Consider the following 20049-nt stretch of genomic DNA (forward strand, 5'->3'; position numbering starts at 1 on the left):
CCCGCGCTCCCGGTACTCCGCTGAAATAGGGAACAAAATGTTCCTTATTCCCCCGTGCTCCCGCTATTCCGCCAAAATTGTCTATAGGTTCAAGCGCGCTTGAGGCCTTGTTTAGGCGATGCTGTGTTCTTTGTTGGCTTGATCCAGCATGTCCTGCCAATTCTCGAAGTCCGTTTCTCTCTTCACGTGGCGGTCCAGGAGCTCGCCGGCAATGTCGCGGACCTCGTCGAGCGTACGCGCCGTGAAGTTGCCCTTTGCTAGAAATGCCTGGAAGCTGTCGAAGGACGAGTGCTTGGTCAGGAAGGACGCCGGAAACAAGGCTTCCAAGGTTACTTGCTGTGGATCGTTCTCGTTAGCGCTCTTGCCTTGAAGTTCTTGCAGCAGCGCTTCGAATGAGAGGGGCTTATTTTTTTTCAGTTCGTTCACTCCTGAGTATAAAGGGATTACCTATTATGTTAGCACAAGACCTTCCGAATGCCTAATCCTAAAAGCGATCGAACCCAAAACTGGGCATGCTACGCAATAGTTGGAATCAAGGATCGCGCGTTTGCAGAATTGTGCATAATTATTCACCTTTTCGGCGAAACGGCTGCCGTTTCTCCCGCGGCCGATCCGCCTCGGGGCGGCTTGCTCCGGAAGCATCCGGCCGGCGCACAAGACGAATCGTTGCCCGCCGATCGGGTTCCGAGGCTTCGATCGAACGCGGGGGCGAGCTCGGCGGGATCGGCGTCGAAGGGGACCGAACGCTTCGATCGGAGCGAGCGGACCCGACCGCACTGGCGGGCGATAAGCCGGTTTTTCGATCTCGCTGCAGCCGTCTTCGCGGGTCTGTACTCGCGGCTTCCGGCCAAGCCGGAGCGGGACTGCGTTCCGGGGCATGCTGCGCCGAATGCAGGCTGTACTCGGCGCATGATCGAGATGCATGGGGCGCAGCGCCGCGACACGGAAAGCCGGTACGGAAGGCGTAAAGAGAACGGAAAACGTTCCTAAGCTCGTCTAACGCGTAGCCGCGCTAAAGCAAAACAATCATTATCGGCTCCATAAAAATATTAAATTGCCATAAAACGCGCGATGGTGTTAAAATGATATAATAATTTGAATGAATAATTATTAGTTTTCGACGGAATTTCCGCCGGTCTCTCGCACCATCGGTTCATTCCTCGCCGTACAGACGATGATGTCCCTTTCTTTCATTTCCCTTAGGGTACCGGATCTCGGACCCAGTCGCATCCGCCCGACGATGGCCGACCGTCGTCCCCAAGCTCATCGATAACCACATTTTTCTTATAGAAAGGTTGCGCTTCAATGAAAGAAACCTTGAACGGATTGCCCCCGAAGCAGGGTCTTTACGATCCGCAATACGAGCGGGACGCCTGCGGGATGGGATTTGTCGCCCACATCAAAGGCCGCAAGTCGCACGACATCATCGAGCAAGCCCTCAGCCTGCTCATTAACATGGAGCATCGCGGCGGGCAAGGCAGCGAGCCGAACTCCGGCGACGGCGCAGGCATCCTGCTGCAGATTCCCCACGCGTTCTTCTCGAAGGAAGCGGAGAAGCTGGGCTTCGCGCTGCCGGAAGAGGGGCAATATGCCGTCGGCATGGTGTTCCTGACCCAAGATGAGGCGAACCGCGCCAAGCACGAGGAGATCTTCTCCGGCATCGTCGCCGAGGAAGGGCTGTCCGTCATCGGTTGGCGCACGGTGCCGACCAACGACGAGAAGCTCGGCGTCTCCGCAAAGCGCGTCAAGCCTTTCGTTCGTCAGGCGTTCATCTCGCGCGCAGAGGGGCTCGCGGACGACCTCGCCTACGAGCGCAAGCTGTACGTCATTCGCAAGCGCGCGGAAAAGGCGATTCGCTACGCCGGCATCCCGGACGGCGAAATGTTCTACTTCCCAAGCCTTTCGAGCAAGAAGATCATCTACAAAGGGATGCTGACGACCGAGCAAGTCGGCAGCTTCTATACGGAACTTCACGACCCCGAGCTCGTGACGGCCATCGCGCTCGTCCACTCGCGGTTCTCCACCAACACGTTCCCGAGCTGGGAACGCGCACATCCTTTCCATTATCTCATTCACAACGGCGAGATCAATACGCTGCGCGGCAACGAGAACTGGATGCACGCCCGCCAGACGCTGTTCGAGTCCGAGCTGTTCGGCGACGACCTCGAGAAGGTCAAGCCGGTCATCAACCCCGACGGGTCCGACACAGGCAAGTTCGACAATACGTTCGAGTTCATGTACCTCGCCGGACGCCCGCTTGCGCACTGCGCGATGATGATGGTGCCGGAGCCTTGGCAGAACGACGAGCACATGGACGACGACAAGCGCGCGTTCTACGAATATCACAGCACGCTGATGGAGCCGTGGGACGGCCCGGCCGCCATGGGCTTCACCGACGGCGTGCAGATCGGCGCCGTGCTCGACCGCAACGGCCTGCGTCCGGCCCGCTACTACGTGACCAAGGACGACCTCATCATCATGGCTTCCGAGGCCGGCGTCATCGAGATTCCGCCGGAAGACATCGTGCTGAAGGACCGCCTGCGTCCGGGCCGCATGCTGATGGTCGACACCAAGGAAGGCCGCATCATCTCCGACGAGGAGCTGAAGAAGTCCATCGTCACGGAGCATCCGTACCGCGAATGGCTGGACGACCATCTCGTCGACCTGGACGATCTGCCGGAGGCGACCGAGCTGCCGGAGCCGGACCATGCGACGGTCCAAAAGCGCCAGCTCGCGTTCGGCTACTCGTTCGAGGATGTCCGCAAAATCATCGAGCCGATGGCGAGCGCAGGCGTCGAGCCGCTCGCTTCGATGGGCTACGATGCGCCGCTCGCGGTGCTGTCCGATCGACCGCAGCGCTTGTTCAACTACTTCAAGCAGCTGTTCGCGCAAGTCACGAACCCGCCGATCGACGCCATCCGCGAGGAGATCATCACCTCCACGTACACGTCCATCGGCCCGGAGCGCAACCTGCTGAATCCGGAGCCGGAGAGCTGCCGCCATATCCGTCTCGTGTCGCCGATCGTATCCAACGAGGACTTCGCGAAGCTCCGCCACGTGCACCGTCCGGGCTTCAAGTCGATCACGCTGCCGATCTTCTTCCCGTCGTCCGAGGGCGAAGAAGGCCTGCGCCAGGCGCTGCAGACGCTGTGCGAAGCCGCTGACCGCGTCATGCGGCACGGCCATAATATTCTGATCCTGTCCGACCGGGGCGTCGACGCGGACAACGCCGCGATCCCGTCGCTTCTCGCCGTCTCCGCGCTGCATCACCATCTGATCCGGCAGGGCACGCGAACGAAGGTCAGCATCCTGCTCGAGTCCGGCGAGCCGCGCGAAGTGCACCACTTCGCCCTGCTGCTCGGCTACGGCGTGAGCGCGGTGAACCCGTACCTCGCGTTCGAGACGCTCGACGACCTGATCCGCCAGGGCATGCTCCGCAACATCTCGCATGAGAAAGCGGTCAAGAACTACCTCAAAGCCGCAAACAAAGGCGTCGTCAAGGTGCTGTCCAAGATGGGCATCTCGACGATCCAATCGTACCGCGGCGCGCAAATTTTCGAAGCGATCGGCCTGCGTACCGATCTGATCGAGCAATACTTCACCTGGACCCCGTCCCGGATCGGCGGCGTTGGTCTGGACACGATCGCCGAAGAGACGCTGAAGTCGCATCACCGCGCCTTCGAAAAGCAAGAAGGAGCCGTGCGCGAGCTGGATTCCGGCGGCGACTACCAATGGCGCAAAGACGGCGAAGACCATCTGTTCAATCCGAAGACGATCCATACGCTGCAGATGGCGACCCGTTCGAACGACTACAACCTTTACAAGAAGTTCTCGACGCTTGTGCAGGGCGAATTCGAAGAGATCCGCACGCTCCGTTCGCTGTTCGACTTCAAGTTCGACCAGCCGCCGGTGCCGCTCGAGGAGGTCGAGCCGGTCGAGTCGATCTTCAAGCGGTTCAAGTCGGGCGCGATGTCGTTCGGCTCGATCAGCAAGGAAGCGCACGAATCGCTCGCCATCGCGATGAACCGGATCGGCGGCAAGTCGAACTCCGGCGAAGGCGGCGAGGATCCGGCGCGGTTCGTGCCTGACGCGAACGGCGACTCCCGCCGCAGCGCGATCAAGCAGGTCGCATCGGGCCGCTTCGGCGTCACGAGCTACTACCTGTCCAACGCCGACGAGATCCAGATCAAGATGGCGCAGGGCGCGAAGCCGGGCGAAGGCGGACAGCTGATGGGCCGCAAGGTGTACCCTTGGGTCGCCGAGGTTCGCGGCACGACGCCGGGCGTCGGACTGATCTCGCCGCCGCCGCACCATGACATCTACTCGATCGAGGACTTGGCGGAGCTGATCCACGATCTGAAGAACGCGAACCCGCGCGCGCGGATCAACGTCAAGCTCGTCTCCGAAGTCGGCGTCGGCACGATCGCGGCGGGCGTCGCCAAAGGCCGCGCGGACGTTATCCTCGTCAGCGGCTACGACGGCGGCACCGGGGCTTCCCCGATCGGCTCGATTCGCCATGCGGGCTTGCCGTGGGAGCTGGGCCTCGCGGAGACGCACCAGACGCTCATCCTGAACAACCTGCGCGACCGCGTCGTCGTGGAGACGGACGGCAAGATGATGACCGGCCGCGACATCGCGATCGCCGCCCTGCTCGGCGCCGAAGAGTACGGCTTCTCGACCGCTCCGCTCGTCGTGCTCGGCTGCATCATGATGCGCGTCTGTCAGCTGGACACGTGCCCGGTCGGCGTTGCGACGCAAAATCCGGAGCTGCGCAAGAAGTTCATGGGCGATCCGGAATACGTCGTCAACTACATGCGCTTCCTGGCGCAGGAGCTGCGCGAGATCATGGCGCACCTCGGCTTCCGCACCATCGAAGAGATGGTCGGCCGCACGGACCGCCTCGACACGAAGAAGGCGATCAGCCACTTCAAGGCGCAAGGCGTCGATCTGACGGACCTGCTGCATATGCCGGAGCTGCCGGAAGGCTCGTTCCGCTACAATACGAAAAAGCAAAACCACGGCCTCGAAGAGTCCCTCGACATGCAGCAGCTGCTGCAGGCGGCGGCGCCGGCCCTGGAAAGCAGAGAGCGCGTGCGCGGCACGTTCCCGATCAAAAACACGAACCGGGTCGTCGGCACGATCGTCGGCCACGAAGTGACGACCCGCTACGGCAAAGACGGACTGCCGGAGGACACGATCAACTTCCACTTCGTCGGTACGGCCGGCCAAAGCTTCGGCGCATTCGTGCCGAAGGGGATGACGCTCACGCTTGAGGGCGACGCCAACGACTACATCGGCAAAGGCCTCTCGGGCGGCAAGCTTGCCGTGTTCCCGTCGCCGAAGGCGACGTTCAAGGCGGAGGACAACATCATCGCCGGCAACACGGCGCTGTATGGCGCGACGAGCGGGGAAGTTTACATCCGCGGCGTCGCGGGCGAGCGGTTCGCCGTCCGCAATAGCGGCGCGAACGTCGTCGTCGAAGGCGTGGGCGACCACGGCTGCGAGTATATGACGGGCGGGCGCGTCGTCGTCCTCGGCAAGACGGGCCGCAATTTCGCAGCGGGCATGTCGGGCGGTATCGCCTACGTCGTCGACTGGAACGGAGACTTCGTGAACCGCTGCAACTTCGAAATGGTCGCCTTGGAGACGCTGGAGGACGAGAAGGAGATCGCGGAAGTTCGCGCTCTGATCGAGAATCACGTGCGCTACACCGACTCGGAGCTTGGCGAGCGCGTCCTGCGCGAGTGGGAATCGTTCCTCCCGAAATTCGTCAAGGTCATTCCGAAGGATTACAAGCGGATGATGGAGCAGATCGAGAAGGTCAAGCAGCAAGGCCTGAGCGGCGAACAAGCGCTGCTGGCCGCCTTCGAAGCCAACATGCGCGATCTGTCCCGCGTAGGCGGCAACTAACATTTTTACTAAAACCGAACATTCCATCCCGAGTAGGGGAGGGGGATGTTCGGTTTTTATATGGCTTCTGGCTATTTCGGGATAAAATGACAAAAATAATGAATAAATAGTACCGGTTCGTCCCTATGATCCGACATCCTTCTTGCTACCAATCATTTATAATTTTGGTATCTTTGAGAGAGAGGGTTGGAGTGGGAATGGTGAGGGGCAAGGGGAATGGTTCTTTTCGAGATCAATCGGTACTGGAAATCGATATCGTCAAAATTCTGGATCAGCTGGGCTTAGACAAAGAATCAGGTCTGGCAGCGCTCAAAAAGCCGGATGTACATAACGCCCCTATGAATCTCAAGCCGGATCTCCGAGACTAGAAATAAACCTTTTGACAGGGATACATGGGTATGATAACCTATGACTAGCCGATATGATACATATTGTATCATCGAGGTGGGAATATCAGTCCTGTCGACGGGTGGTGAACGTGTTGAAGAAGGAATGGGAAGCTCCGGCGTTGGAAGTGCTCGACGTGAGTATGACGATGAAGGGTCCTGGCCACAATTGGCCGCCTCATCACCCGCATCCGCACCCGACTCCTACTCCGGATCCGGGTGGTACGGATTCGTAGGACCGGTCTAAACTGGAAGCGCTTCATTCAAACGGGAAGTCCTTATCTCTCGATACAGAAGGTAAGGACTTCTTGTTTTCCAAAAGGAGCTGACGAGCCTTGTACGAGCTGGTCCGTACGCCACGCCAGCAAAAGCAATTTCGACGGACTTGGGAATACTTTTGCCAGAAAAACAATTGGTACAACGATCCCTACGCCGCCAACGGCATCCGGTATCATTTGATCCGTCCTCGCGTTTCGCTGTGGAGCCGACGAAAGGTGATCGGAACGATCGAATTCATTCCTTACGATCCGTCGAATCCGTACAGTACGGTCGAGGGACCGCACAAATGCCGATTTTCGGAGTATGAAGACGTTCGCCAGCACCAAGAGCGGACTTGGGAGATCGACAAGCTGTGCATTCATGAGGACTATCAGAGGAAAGGATATTTCGAGGCGTTCGCGGCGATATTCTTCGAGCATGCCGTGCGCTACCGGCCCAAGTATTACCTGGCGCTGATCGAGAAGAAGTTTTACCGGATGCTGCGGATTTCTTTCGGACTTCATCTGGAACAGCGCGGCAACCCGCTGCCATGCGACACGACGGAGTTGATCCCGGTCTTGTTTCATATGGAAAGCTTCGTGCCGGAGCTGGAACGGAAGTGGATTCGGCGTCAGCCGCAACAACAATAAGAGCGATTGGCCGCCTGCAGGCGCCAATCGCCCGTATCAAGTGCCCATCGCGCGGTCTGCGCGAATGAAGGCGATAAATCTCCTGGCCTCCTCCGGCGTCAGCTTGCGCCCGTCGATCGTTAGCGCAAACCGCTCCAACAGCTCCGCGTCCGACAGTTCCAGCTGTTCCACAAAATGCCGGACATCTTCATCGAGCGTGGCCGTCGGCGAGTGCGTCCTCCCTACCAGGTAATCCAACGTTACCCCGAAAATATCCGCGACCTTGGACAAGGTCTCCGTATCGGGTTCCCTTCGATTTTTTTCGTAATGGGACAAAGCCGCTCGCGAGATGCCAAGAGATGCTGACAGCTGTTCTTGCGTCCATCCGCGCTGCTCTCTTAGGAGTGCGATACGGCTGCCGATGTTCATCGTGATTTCCCCCCATTCTTTTTAGTTCAATTTTAATATGGATACGCTTTAAATGCATTGATTGCGACGAAACGTCGCATTTTAGTATGGATTTCCGATCCTCAGTATAGGCTAAAAGATACGCTTATATCCATAAAAGCTTAGATTTGCTTAGAATTGTGTCGATACAGGAAGTTTTTGTATTGACAATGATACGTAATGTATATAATCTGAAGAAGCGAAACGATACAATGAGTATCATAAGAGGGGATTCCCTATGGACAAGATGGACGACCTCCACGAAGGCTCATCACGGAAATACGTGCGCACGGAACTGCACGAGGGCGTTATCGCCGAGATGAATCTGCTGCGCGTCGACGATCGGATCGTAACCTCCAACACGTGCAAAGTTCTCGTTACTAATCTTAGTCCCGGAGGATTGCGATTTATGACACCTCTGCATCTCAAATCGGAGGTTCGCTGGCAAGTTTCGCTGAGATTCCGGCTCGAAGGTACCGATCTGGATGTCCGCGGCGAGATTCGATGGAGTCAAATGAACCAGGACCAATGGTGGAGCTACGGGGTGGAGGCTGACCCCGAAGAGTCGTACATGCGGTCGAAGATCATCCGGGCGCTGAATCGGCGGCTGCTGCGCATGTACCCGCAGACGTCCAAGTTTCACGAGATGTACGGCAGGGCTTACGACGTTCAGGCGTTCGGTACCGGCGAGTTTATGCTCAAGGTGATCCAGGATGATTGACACCCACTGCCATATTTTGCCGATGTGCGACGATGGTCCCGGCAACTGGCATCAAGCGCTGGAGCTCGCCAAGCGGGCGAGCGCCCAAGGCATTACCACTATCGTCGCCACGCCGCATCATCGCAAAGGCAATTACTATAACGGTGCCGGCCAAATCGCTTATCTCGTCCAGCGAATGAACGAACGGTTGCGTGAAGCCGGCATTCCGATCCATGTCGTTCCGGGTCAGGAATATCATCTTACTTCCGCCCTCCGGGACGATTACGCGTCGCAGGAGCTGCAGACGATCGGCCATACGCGATACCTGCTCATCGAACTGTCGTCCCGACTATCCCCCAGAAATCTGCAAGCGTCTATTCGGTTCCTCAAAGACATGAACATCCTTCCCGTGATCGTGCATCCGGAAAGGTTCGCCCCCTTTATCGAGAACCCTTCGCATATCTACAAGCTGGTCAACGAAGGCGTGTACATGCAATTGACAGCCGGATCGTTGGTCGGACAATTCGGATCCGACGTCCAGCGCACCGCCCGCTTGATCGCCGTCCGCAACTGGGCGCATTTGTTGGCTTCGGACGCCCATGACTTGAGCAAGAGAGGATTCCGTCTGCGGGAAGGCTTCCAGCTTCTGGAGGAGTGGTGCGGAACGGAGACGGCCGATCGGTTCAAGCGGAACGCGATGCTGGCCGTCAACGGAAAATCGCTCATTGCCGGCGTTCCGGCAAACCCCCATCCGAAACGCCGCTGGCTGCAGTTTTTTTCAGTGTAAGGAACGGGACGAGGCTTTTGCGAAAGCCGGTTTTGAATCACATCGGCAGCGGCCTTTGCAACGCAACGCGCGTGCAAAGGTCGTTTTCCATCGTTCCGGACAAGTCGGGAAGGTTCGCGGTATCGCTTACAAAATTAGACAGCGGTTTCATCTGCGATTCGTACATGAAATTGTGATGAAAAGTATTGACACGATACAATTCGTATCTTAAAGTGAACGATATAAGTGATACAAATTGTATCTAACGAGGCGTGTAAAGGATGCGCAGATCACTCAAGTTCGTACTGGAGGATGGAATCGTGGAGCTCAAACAATACCTGAAAATCATCCGCAAAAAGCTTTGGCTCATCGCTTTAATCGTGGTCGTCGTTTGCGTGCTGGTCGGCGTAAAGAGTTATGTCTTCACCACGCCGCTCTACCAGGCCAACGCCAAAATCATCGTCAATCAGGTGTCCAAATCCGGCGGCTCGGCGACCGTGAACTATAGCGACGTCCAGACCAATATCATGCTGATCAACTCGTACAAGGAAATTATCAGATCGGCGGCGATCTTGAATAAAGTCGTCGAAACGTATCCCGATCTGAAGGCTTCTCCCCGGGAGATGGCAAGCAATATTTCCGTCTCCTCCGCCAACAACTCCCAAGTGATGAACTTGACTTATGTGGATACCTCGTACCGGGAAGCCGCCAAAAAGGTGAACGCCATCGCGAGCGTCTTCAAAGATCAGATTCCTTCGATCATGAAAGTCGACAACATCACCATCCTCAACCAAGCCGAGGAGAACGCCTCGGGCAGCCCGATCAACACCAATCCCATCGTGACTCTCCTAATCGGATTCGTCGTCTCGATCATGCTCGCGCTCGGACTTGTCTTTCTCCTGGATTATCTGGATCAGACCTACAAGACGGAAGCGGAACTGGAGGAGGACCTGGGCTTGCCCGTTCTTGCCAGCGTAACTCGCATCAAAAAGTCGGACAGCAAACGATCGAGAACGACAAAAAACGAAAAGGTGGGCGAAGGCGCTTATGTTACGTCAGTCAACCAATAAAGGGAATGTCATTTCGCTGCTCAATCCCAGTTCCCCGATCTCCGAAGTGTATAAGACGCTGCGGACGAACGTCCAATTCTCTTCGATCGATACGCCGTTCAAGACGATCATGGCGACATCGGCCATCAAGGGCGAAGGGAAGACGACGACCGTCAGCAACCTTGCGGTGGCTTACGCCCAAGAAGGGAAAAAAGTCATCCTGATCGATTGCGATCTGCGGTCGCCCTCCATTCATCAAGTGTTCTCCCAAAGCAATCACGCCGGACTTACGAATATTCTGGCCAACCAAAACCAGTGGCAAGAGGTCGTCCGCGATACGACGATCGATACCCTCTCCCTGCTCACGAGCGGCCCGATTCCGCCCAATCCCGCGGAGCTGCTCGCATCGCGACGAATGCAGTCGCTGATTGAGGAGTTGAAGCAGCATTACGACATGATTTTCTTCGACGTTCCTCCGGTGCTCGCCGTGACGGACAGTCTGGTCGTCAGCGCGCTTAGCGACGGCGTAATCCTGGTCGTGAACGCCGGCAAGGTCGACAAGGAACTGGTCAGGAAGACGAAAGCCAGCCTGGAACACGTCAACGCGCGGCTCATCGGCGTCGTCCTCAACCGGATCAACCGAAGCGAGCGAAAGGCGGCTTTGCAGTACTACGATTAATCGATCGTTCTTGTTTTTCCCATGTATAGGTAATGTCTACTGCACCTTTATCACCGTAGGCACTCGGTCACGCTGTGGGTCGGCGACCTTAGACGTTTATCGTCAAGGGTGTGACGTGAGGTTGGGTTTAATGCCCTCCTACTGAAAAGCCGAGCTACGTTTTTTAACCTGTGCGGCTTGACATGCGGATTAAAAAACGTAGCTCGTTTTTTTAGTTCAATGAAAACGCCAGAAACGGAGTGTAGAGAAAAAAATCAGGATAGGATGTGAGGTCGACATGAAAAAGGTACGCAAAGCAATTATCCCAGCAGCGGGCTTAGGTACCCGTTTTCTGCCCGCAACCAAAGCAATGCCCAAAGAAATGCTTCCGATCGTCGACAAGCCCACCATTCAATACATCGTTGAGGAAGCGATCGAATCCGGCATCGAGGACATCATCATCGTCACGGGCAAAGGCAAACGCGCGATCGAGGACCATTTCGACATCGCCTTCGAGTTGGAGCACAATCTTCTCGAAAAGGGCAAGCACGAGATTTTGAAGGAAGTGCGCAAGTCGTCTCATGTCGACATCCATTATATCCGGCAAAAAGAAGCGAAAGGTCTCGGCCACGCCGTCTGGTGCGCGCGCAACTTCATCGGCAACGAGCCGTTCGCCGTACTGCTGGGAGACGATATCGTGCAGGCAAACGTCCCGTGCACCAGGCAGCTGATCGAGCAGTACGAAGCGGTCGGGCGCTCGGTGTTCGGCGTGCAGACCGTCCCCTACGACGAGACGAACCGCTATGGAATCGTCGATCCGCTCGATTCCTTTGGCAGACTGTGTAAGGTGCATCGTCTGGTGGAAAAGCCCCCGATCGGACAAGCGCCGTCGAATCTTGCGATTATCGGAAGATATGTCTTAACGCCGGAAATCTTCGATTATTTGGACGAACAGACGGTGGGGGCCGGCGGAGAAATTCAACTGACCGACGCGATCCAAAAGCTGAACGAGTCCATGGGCGTGTATGCCTACAGCTTTGAGGGCGCCCGCTACGACGTCGGCGAAAAGCTTGGATTCATCCTGACGACGCTGGAGTTCGGTTTGCGGAATAGGGAGCTTAGCGCGCCCCTGATGCATGCGCTGGAGGAGCTCGTGCGCAAGCACCAACGACTGCTCGTTTCGACCCGGGGTGAGACCGAATGAGCGTAGACCTCAAGCGCAGCGGCAGCCAGCTCGAGAGTACGATCGGCCATCAGCTGGAGTTCGAATCCGGAGGCATTTCCGGATTCGCGATCGCCAAACGGACGGTCGATATCGCGGGTTCCCTGGCGGGACTCCTCCTGCTGTCGCCGCTGTTTCTCTTGATCGTCATTCTGATGAAGATCCAGGAGCCCAAAGGCGCGATCCTATTCAAGCAGGATCGGATCGGCAAGCATATGAAGATGTTCAAGATTCTGAAGTTCCGCTCGATGGTCACGAATGCGGAGGAGCGGCTGCGCTCGGATCCCCAGCTCTACCGCAAGTATATCCAGAACAACTACAAGCTGGAGCCGGACGAGGATCCCCGGATTACGAAGCTCGGCCGGTTTTTGCGGAAGTCCAGCCTCGACGAGTTGCCGCAGCTGATCAATGTGTTGCGAGGCCAGATGAGCCTGGTCGGCCCGAGACCGATCGTGCGCGACGAACTGCTCGAATATGGCGACAAGATGATGGACTTCCTGTCGGTGAAGCCCGGCGTGACCGGCTACTGGCAAGTCAGCGGCCGGAGCAACGTCGGCTATCCCGAGCGGGTGGATCTGGAGCTGTACTATGCCTACAACCAATCGTTCTGGCTGGACATCAAGATCATCTTCCTGACGTTCTGGCATGTGCTGCTGAAGAAGGGCGCTTATTAAAATTCAAGAGAGGCGGAAATAACTTGGAAAAACAGGCACGGATATATGTAGCTGGACATAAGGGATTGGCTGGATCGGCGATTTTAAGAAAGCTCCGTGAAGAAGGGTACACCAATCTGGTTTTTAAGACGTCCTCGGAACTCGATTTGAGAGATTACAACGCCGTAAATACCTTTTTCCTGCAAAACCAAATCGAATATGTTTTCCTCGCCGCTGCAAAAGTGGGCGGTATTGCTGCAAACAACGAATATCCGGCCGATTTTATTCGGGATAATCTGTTAATCCAGACGAACGTGATTGATGTGGCGTATAAGACGAATGTGAAAAAGCTTTTATTTCTTGGCTCTACATGTATCTATCCAAAGTTTGCGCCGCAGCCTGTCAAAGAAGAATATTTGCTTACCGGCGAGCTTGAACCGACCAATCAACCCTATGCCATAGCAAAAATTGCAGGCATTAACATGTGCCAATCTTACAATCGTCAATATGGAACCAGATTCATCACGGCGATGCCTACCAATATGTACGGTCCTAATGACAACTACGACTCGAACAATTCGCATGTGTTGCCTGCATTGATTCGTAAATTCCATGAAGCCAAAGAGCGCGGACTTCCCTTTGTAGAGGTATGGGGGACAGGGAATCCCAAACGAGAATTTTTGCATTCGGAAGATTTGGCGGATGCCTGCGTGTTCCTTATGCGGAATTATGAGGGCAGCGACATCGTCAACGTAGGAGTCGGAAATGATATTTCGATCAAAGAGCTGGCTGAGTTCATCCGCAACACGATCGGATACACGGGTGAAATTGTTTATAACACTTCTATTCCCGATGGGCATCCGCGTAAACTCGTGGATGTCACCAAGATCAATCAGTTAGGCTGGAAGGCTAAAATTACGCTCGAAGAGGGCATTATTTCTGCCTACACTGCTTTTAAAGATGAAATTATGAGCCAAACGATTCGAGCATAATAACCGGGAGGTATGAATATGAAACGTGCACTTATTACAGGGGTAACAGGGCAGGATGGCTCCTATTTAGCGGAGTTTTTGTTGGAAAAAGGTTATGAAGTTTATGGACTTCGCAGGCGCACCAGTACGCCCAATTACGAGAACATCCAAAAAGTAAAAGACAAAATTAAATGGATTTCAGGAGATCTTACCGACTTGGCTTCCTTAATCGAAGCGGTGCGAGTCTCCAATCCCGATGAAGTCTACAATCTCGCCGCGCAATCGTTCGTTGCAGCGTCTTGGCCACAGCCGTTGGCAACGGGACAGCTTACGGCAATTTCGGTAACGAATATGCTTGAAGCGGTCAGAATTGTGAAGCCGACGGCAAAATATTACCAGGCATCGAGCAGCGAAATGTTTGGCAAGGTGGTAGAAATTCCTCAAAAAGAATCGACTCCGTTTTATCCTCGCAGTCCTTATGGAGTTGCGAAAGTATATGGGCATTGGATAACGGTCAATTATCGCGAAAGCTTCAATATGTTTGCTTGCTCCGGTATTTTGTTCAACCACGAATCGCCAAGACGGGGACTTGAGTTCGTTACGCGGAAAGTAACGGATGGCGTCGCTCGCATTAAATTGGGATTGCAGAATGAACTGCGGATGGGCAATCTCGATTCCTTGAGGGATTGGGGATTTGCAGGTGATTATGTAAAAGCAATGTGGCTGATGCTGCAACAGGACCAGCCGGATGATTTTGTCATTTCTACGGGCGAGATGCATTCCGTTCGAGAACTGCTCGAGATTGCATTCTCGTATGTTGATCTTAACTATGAAAAATATGTCGTAATCGATCCTGAGTTTGTCCGTCCGGCTGAAGTGGATCTTCTCCTGGGAGATTGCTCGAAAGCGAAAGAGAAGTTGGGCTGGAAGCTAGAGGTTGGGTTTAGGGAGCTCATCCATATGATGGTGGATGAGGATTTAAGACGAGTTAGCGCCGAAAAACAATATCATCACGCTTTTTCGTTAGTGAATTGACCTACTATATATAAAGAAAACAGTACTGGGCGGCCAGTACTGTTTTCTTTTCAAACTAAAACTTTCAACGGAGCGTTGCTGTACTGAAAGGTGGCATTCAAATGTTTCGATACCTAACAAAAGATATCGAAAGATTAATCCAAAAAAGAGTTACTTTTTTTCGAGCATTAAAGCTATTGTTATTGGATGTATCGGTCCAATGTGTTGCCTTGTTAAGGATACAAACTTTCTTCACGAGACATAATCTGTATTTTTTAGCTAAAATCACACGGAATCTCAATCAATATTTGACAGGTGCCGAATTTGGAATCGGTGTTCAAATAGGAGCTGGACTCATTATTAGACATCCCAATGGGATCGTTGTAGGCCATGGTGCAGTCATTGGAGATAATTGTACCCTTCTGCATCAAGTAACGCTGGGCGAAAAGTATGGGGATCAACAACCAAGTACAGGGAAAACAAAATATCCTATCGTTGGAAACCATGTAACCATTGGAGCTGGCGCCAAAATTCTAGGTGCCGTACATATTGGAGATTATGCAAAGATCGGGGCCAATGCGGTAGTTATTCAAGATGTAAATAGTCACTCTGTTGCCGTTGGTGTTCCTGCCAAAGTTATTCCAAATAAGAAAAAAGAATATGAACTTCAGGTGCTATCATGATCGCTAAATTAAAAAAACGACTGTCCCTCGTCAAAAAGAACAGAGATCTTAATAATGTGGGCTATAGTTTATTGTCGTATCTGATTACACCATTCGTGCTGTTTTTCTCCACACCCATACTGCTTAAACATCTTGGAGCTGAAAATTACGGATTCTGGGTGTTAATCAATTCCATCATTGTAGTGATGACTGTTTCTAATTTCGGATTAGGGAATGCAATGATCAAACTTGGAGCAGAATTTTACTCCGACACACGGGAAAGTCAAGTTGCTTTTAATCGGTTATTTAAAGTCACGCTCACCATCACCTTTTGGATTTCAATTGTTGTTTTAGGCCTTTCGGTCGGATTAGGTCCTTTATTTCTTGGATTATTTCTAGACGAGTCCAAAGAATCGCATCTTTTCAGCATGTCAATCGTAATCGGGGCGATTGTCGCTTTTCGAATTCTCAATAGTGTAATTGCCGGTTCTTATATGGCCAAACAGAGGTATGACCTGAATAGCAAAGTTAACATTATAGTAAATTTATTATCTTCCATTGTTTTCACAATTATCGCCGTAACCTTTTCCGATCTGTCTTATATGATGTATGCTTTGTTGCTGTCTTCTGTCATCTTAATGTTGATCAATGGATTGCTCGCAAAAAAAATTTCATCCTACTTAGAGTATAAAATGCTTTTTGATAAAGAGATTGTTAAAAGAGTCGTTCATTACGGAGTTTATTCAGGCTCCCAAACCATTATTAGCACTCTTTACACGCAGGCGGATAAATTCGTCGTAGGCGGATTGCTAGGCCCTTCGGTATTAGGATATTACACGATTTGCATGCAAATCGTGTCAAAGATACATGAAATACCTGCAGCTGCGGGAAGTTATTTGTTTGCTAAATTCAGCATGTTGAATGAAACGAAAAATTATACCGCCATTCGGAAAGTATATTATCGAAGCTTGCTGATTTGTTGTGCATTTATCGTAATCGCAAGTACCGTAACCATTGTGTTCGCAAAAGAGATCTTGACGCTTTGGATCAGTCCTGTCTTTGCAGCGCAGCATTATGAGTTCATGCAGTACTTGATAGTAGGAGTGTTACTGGGTGCATTCGGAGTGATTCCCTATTATTACCTAAATGGAACGGGGTTCGTGAGAGCAAACACCGTGATTAATTTCCTTATTTCTTTCTGTACATTGGGGACGATGGCAATAGCGATTCCTCTGATCGGGCTTACGGGGGTAGCAATTGGGAAAATGGCAGGTTTTCCAATGGTGCTTTTCTCTTGCTATTTTATTGAGAGGCACATGAGGTGTGAAAAAAGCTTGTTATCCAGCCAAGATTTGCATCCTCGAACATTACCTAATAGGGGTTAAGTATCATGCTGATAAGGTTGATTATTTGCTTAGTGATCATGGGGATTACCATTTGGAGGTCAGAGGCAGGCCTTGCGGCCTCCATTCAAGCATTCCTAATTAAATCCGCCTTTGAGCCGCCGGATTACTCGTATGGCCCCAAAGAAGTCGTCCAGGATAACGATTTAATTAGCGTAATCATTCCTCTCATCGTCTTTGCCATTATTTTATTCAAAAAGCTGCGAAAGAACGAAACCTATTCGTTTAAGTTTATTGATCTGGCATTCATTGCCATGGGCGGAATATTGCTAATTGGCTCACTCTACTCCCCGTTGCAAGGTAAAGCGCTGATGGTAACGGCGAAATATTATTCTCTTGGGATTAGCTTTTATTTTATTGCGCGTCTTTATTTGTCCAAACATCCCCATTATCAGATCGCTCTTCGCAATTTTTTGAATATGACTTGGCTTATAGCATTAGTGTTAGGTCTATTCGCATTTATTCAATCCTGGGGTATGGAATATGCACGGTTGAAACTCGGAGCCGCCGTTCCTATCCCATTTAGTTTATTGCTCGCAATCGGGGTACTCATCAATTTCAGCTGGTTTCTGTTCCATAAATCGTCATTTTGGCTCAGGGTGCTGCAGATTATAAGTTTTGGAACCTTGTTGTTCATCTTTATCGATACCAATACGCGGGGTACGATCATTGCCTTAGGGATCTCCATCATTTTCCTGTCTGCCATTTACATGATCAACCATAAACAATGGGGGAAGGTGATGCTCTTTATTCCTTTGCTGGTGCTTGGCGTATTGATTATCAATTATATAAATCCCGACTTAACGAAACGAGTTACTTCAAATCTTGAGTTAATAACCAGCCACGACCAGGGGGAGTCCATCAATAACCGGCAGTCAGCTTACTCGGATGCCTGGAAATTGTTTAATGATAATCCTTACCTTGGCGTTGGTACAGGGGATTTCGAAGAGCATTCCCAATTGGCCTATCCACATAACGTTTTCCTAGAAATCATGGCCGAAAACGGCATTGTAGGAATGATCTGCTTGGTTGCATTGTACATCGCCACTATAGCGTATATATTAAAAATCTGTGCATATCGTTCGCCCATCACGTACGTCATCGCCGCCGTTGTACTTCTTAATCTCATCGAGATGCAGTTTAGCTTTACGCTATGGATGCATAAGTCTTTTTATCTGTTCTGCGGCGTATTAGTTTCTTCTTATTACCAAGTGCAAAGAGTAGCAAGAAGTGAAAAAAAATCTGTGGCTCCTATGCGCTCCAGTTCAAGATTCATATCGACTTCACCTGTGAAAATGAGGTAATGGGATGAGAAAAAAGACGGTCTACTTGATGGATAGCACGCTGAAAGGGCACCATCGCGTTTATTTAGAAGCACTTAAGACCATCAGTGACGTACAGGATATTTCCAAGGAGTTTGAAGTAACCTCGAGTACAAAGCATATCGTCTCCTATATTCAAGACCGTCGAAAAATCGTAAACTACGCGTTTAAACAATCGAATCAAGACGACATCTTACACTTGCTTTATCTCGATAATTTATATATGGCAAGTCCCTTCATGTCATTTCCTAAAGGGGCTAAAGTCATCGGCACCCTTCATCATTTCCCCAATAGTAAAGCCAAGGAACGTTTGCTCAAGAGCTTCAGCAAGAAGTTGGATATGATCGTTGTCCATTCGGACTTTATTGCCAAGCAGTTACAGTCCATAGGAATTCATCATTTTATCGTCATTGATTATCCGGTGTTCCACTCTGTTCCCGAACCAAAAAGTCGGGAACAATTGCGCCGAGAGGCAGGAATTGAGGAACACAAAATCGTTATTTCGGCTTTGGGAGGGACTCGATTCGATAAAGGACTCGATATTTTGCTTGAAGCAATAACGCATTTGAGCGAATCGGAAAAGGATCAACTGCTGATAAATATTGCTGGTAAGGAAGAAACGTATAAGAAAGATTTTATATTAGGCAAGCTGCAGGCGGCTGGGATTAAAGACGCAAGAGTACAGCTGAGGCTGCTATCCGACGAAGAGTTTGAAAACCATGTGCAGCTGACCGACGCGATCGTCGTTCCCTACCGGAAAGTATTTACGGGCAATAGCGGTCCGATGACAGAGGGGATTTATCGGCAGAAAGCCATCATCGGAACCAATCATGGGAACTTGGGTTATTTAATCAAGCAGTTTAAGCTCGGCTATACCTTCGAAGCGGAGGATGCTTACTCTCTTGCGCAAGCTGTTCGACAATATTTAACGGATGGTTGGTCCAGTAACGAGATGAGCCGTATCTACCAAGAGCGTTTAAGAATCACTCATTTTGTGAATCGTCATTCGCAGTTGTATCAACAATGGAGGTGAGTACCTTGGGACAAAATCATGCCGTCATTTTTTTCATTTACAATCGACCGGATCACACGGCCAAAGTACTTGAAGGTTTAAAAAAGAATCGAATTACGAAAATGTACGTTTTCTCCGACGGACCTCGGGCGGAGAAGGATGTTCCTCTTGTTGAAGAGACAAGAAATCTGATTAGAAATATTGATTGGTGTGAAGTGGAGGCCGAGTATAGCCCGAGCAACAAGGGGTTGGCTAACTCGGTCATCTATGGGGTAACCAAAGTCTTCCAAAAAGGGTATGAGTCCGTTATTGTTTTAGAGGACGACTGCGTACCCAGCGACAATTATATTCATTTTATGAAAAGCACGCTTGATTATTATAAGAATGTCCCTCATGTGATGCACGTATCGGGATTTGGACTACCGATTAAGCGTTACACAAAAGCAGACGTTTATTTCACTCCATTCCCTTGTTCCTGGGGGTGGGGAACATGGGCAAATGATTGGTTAAGCTGCAATTTCGATGACATCGATAATTATGAACGGCTTCTCACAAAGAAGGATGAGCTTTATGACTTCAACTATTGCGGAGAAGGAATGTCCTCCATGCTGCAGATGCAGTTGGATAAAAGGGTGAATTCGTGGTTGATCAGATGGTATTACCATATCTATAACCGAAATGGCAGATGTGTTTGGAGTTACGAATCTATGATCGATAATAAAGGATTCGACGGAACGGGCGCGCATAAAATGAAATTCGATCGATTCAATCAGAGAAACAAGCAGCAAGTTACTGGTAAACAAAACTTCCAAATGGAAAACGATTTGAACTATCACCCGGCATTGATTCGGGAATTTAGAAGATACTTCATCGGAAAAAGTTTTAAGGAAAGACTGAAGACCGTCATCTATCTGACGACGGGAGTGATCCTTGAACCAAAACGGACTTATAAGTTCCAAAGCGGGTTGAAAGCCTAGTCTTTGAAGA

General features: G+C 51.6%; 18 protein-coding genes. 16 read left to right on the plus strand and 2 right to left on the minus strand.

Annotated features, from left to right (window positions below):
- Window positions 1-111: 111 nt before the first annotated feature.
- Entirely contained in the window at window positions 112-426 is a 315-nt protein-coding gene (locus tag LKX83_RS23200) for a hypothetical protein (RefSeq protein WP_227885215.1), read from the minus strand.
- Between the two features lie 879 nt (window positions 427-1305).
- Here LKX83_RS23200 and gltB point away from each other — a divergent pair.
- The 3 genes from gltB (at window position 1306) to LKX83_RS23215 (ending at window position 7204) form a co-directional block, all read left to right on the plus strand.
- Complete coding sequence (gltB, locus tag LKX83_RS23205; protein WP_227885216.1) at window positions 1306-5910, plus strand: glutamate synthase large subunit; 4605 nt, start codon at window positions 1306-1308, stop codon at window positions 5908-5910.
- A 421-nt stretch (window positions 5911-6331) separates the two neighbouring features.
- A complete protein-coding gene (locus tag LKX83_RS34485) occupies window positions 6332-6532 on the plus strand; it encodes a paeninodin family lasso peptide (protein WP_370639118.1) in 201 nt (66 codons plus the stop codon).
- 99 nt (window positions 6533-6631) lie between these two features.
- Window positions 6632-7204, plus strand: coding sequence for a hypothetical protein (locus LKX83_RS23215; protein ID WP_227885218.1), 573 nt, complete (start codon window positions 6632-6634; stop codon window positions 7202-7204).
- A gap of 36 nt (window positions 7205-7240) precedes the next feature.
- Here LKX83_RS23215 and LKX83_RS23220 read toward each other — a convergent pair whose 3' ends face one another.
- The gene (locus tag LKX83_RS23220; RefSeq protein WP_227885219.1) at window positions 7241-7612 is read right to left on the minus strand and encodes a helix-turn-helix domain-containing protein; all 372 of its coding nucleotides are present in this window, start codon (window positions 7610-7612) and stop codon (window positions 7241-7243) included.
- 256 nt (window positions 7613-7868) lie between these two features.
- Between LKX83_RS23220 and LKX83_RS23225 the strand changes: the two genes are divergently transcribed.
- The 13 genes from LKX83_RS23225 (at window position 7869) to LKX83_RS23290 (ending at window position 20039) form a co-directional block, all read left to right on the plus strand.
- Window positions 7869-8351: a PilZ domain-containing protein gene (locus tag LKX83_RS23225; RefSeq protein WP_227885220.1), complete on the plus strand. Its 483-nt coding sequence runs from the start codon at window positions 7869-7871 to the stop codon at window positions 8349-8351.
- Window positions 8344-9117 carry a tyrosine-protein phosphatase gene (locus LKX83_RS23230; RefSeq protein WP_227885221.1) on the plus strand — a complete coding sequence of 258 codons (774 nt, stop codon included), beginning with the start codon at window positions 8344-8346 and terminating at the stop codon, window positions 9115-9117. The genes LKX83_RS23225 and LKX83_RS23230 overlap by 8 nt, the downstream gene beginning before the upstream one ends.
- Window positions 9118-9416: 299 nt before the next feature.
- Window positions 9417-10166 (plus strand): YveK family protein, encoded by a 750-nt coding sequence (locus tag LKX83_RS23235; protein ID WP_227885222.1) that lies wholly within the window; start codon window positions 9417-9419, stop codon window positions 10164-10166.
- Window positions 10144-10824, plus strand: a complete 681-nt coding sequence (locus LKX83_RS23240) for a CpsD/CapB family tyrosine-protein kinase (RefSeq protein ID WP_227885223.1) — start codon at window positions 10144-10146, stop codon at window positions 10822-10824. The genes LKX83_RS23235 and LKX83_RS23240 overlap by 23 nt, the downstream gene beginning before the upstream one ends.
- A gap of 277 nt (window positions 10825-11101) precedes the next feature.
- Complete coding sequence (galU, locus tag LKX83_RS23245) at window positions 11102-12007, plus strand: UTP--glucose-1-phosphate uridylyltransferase GalU (RefSeq protein ID WP_227885224.1); 906 nt, start codon at window positions 11102-11104, stop codon at window positions 12005-12007.
- A complete protein-coding gene (locus LKX83_RS23250; protein ID WP_227885225.1) occupies window positions 12004-12699 on the plus strand; it encodes a sugar transferase in 696 nt (231 codons plus the stop codon). The genes galU and LKX83_RS23250 overlap by 4 nt, the downstream gene beginning before the upstream one ends.
- A gap of 23 nt (window positions 12700-12722) precedes the next feature.
- Window positions 12723-13670, plus strand: coding sequence for a GDP-L-fucose synthase family protein (locus tag LKX83_RS23255; RefSeq protein WP_227885226.1), 948 nt, complete (start codon window positions 12723-12725; stop codon window positions 13668-13670).
- An 18-nt stretch (window positions 13671-13688) separates the two neighbouring features.
- Complete coding sequence (gene gmd, locus LKX83_RS23260) at window positions 13689-14684, plus strand: GDP-mannose 4,6-dehydratase (protein WP_227885227.1); 996 nt, start codon at window positions 13689-13691, stop codon at window positions 14682-14684.
- Between the two features lie 101 nt (window positions 14685-14785).
- Complete coding sequence (gene epsC, locus LKX83_RS34165) at window positions 14786-15346, plus strand: serine O-acetyltransferase EpsC (RefSeq protein WP_304518346.1); 561 nt, start codon at window positions 14786-14788, stop codon at window positions 15344-15346.
- Window positions 15343-16710, plus strand: a complete 1368-nt coding sequence (locus tag LKX83_RS23275; RefSeq protein ID WP_227885228.1) for a lipopolysaccharide biosynthesis protein — start codon at window positions 15343-15345, stop codon at window positions 16708-16710. The genes epsC and LKX83_RS23275 overlap by 4 nt, the downstream gene beginning before the upstream one ends.
- 5 nt (window positions 16711-16715) lie before the next feature.
- Entirely contained in the window at window positions 16716-18032 is a 1317-nt protein-coding gene (locus LKX83_RS23280; RefSeq protein ID WP_227885229.1) for an O-antigen ligase family protein, read from the plus strand.
- Between the two features lie 4 nt (window positions 18033-18036).
- The gene (locus LKX83_RS23285) at window positions 18037-19083 is read left to right on the plus strand and encodes a glycosyltransferase family 4 protein (RefSeq protein ID WP_227885230.1); all 1047 of its coding nucleotides are present in this window, start codon (window positions 18037-18039) and stop codon (window positions 19081-19083) included.
- 5 nt (window positions 19084-19088) lie between these two features.
- Window positions 19089-20039 carry a glycosyltransferase family 2 protein gene (locus LKX83_RS23290; protein WP_227885231.1) on the plus strand — a complete coding sequence of 317 codons (951 nt, stop codon included), beginning with the start codon at window positions 19089-19091 and terminating at the stop codon, window positions 20037-20039.
- Window positions 20040-20049 lie beyond the last annotated feature (10 nt).

The organism is Cohnella baijiui, from assembly GCF_020731285.1.
Taxonomy (GTDB): Bacteria; Bacillota; Bacilli; order Paenibacillales; family Paenibacillaceae; genus Cohnella.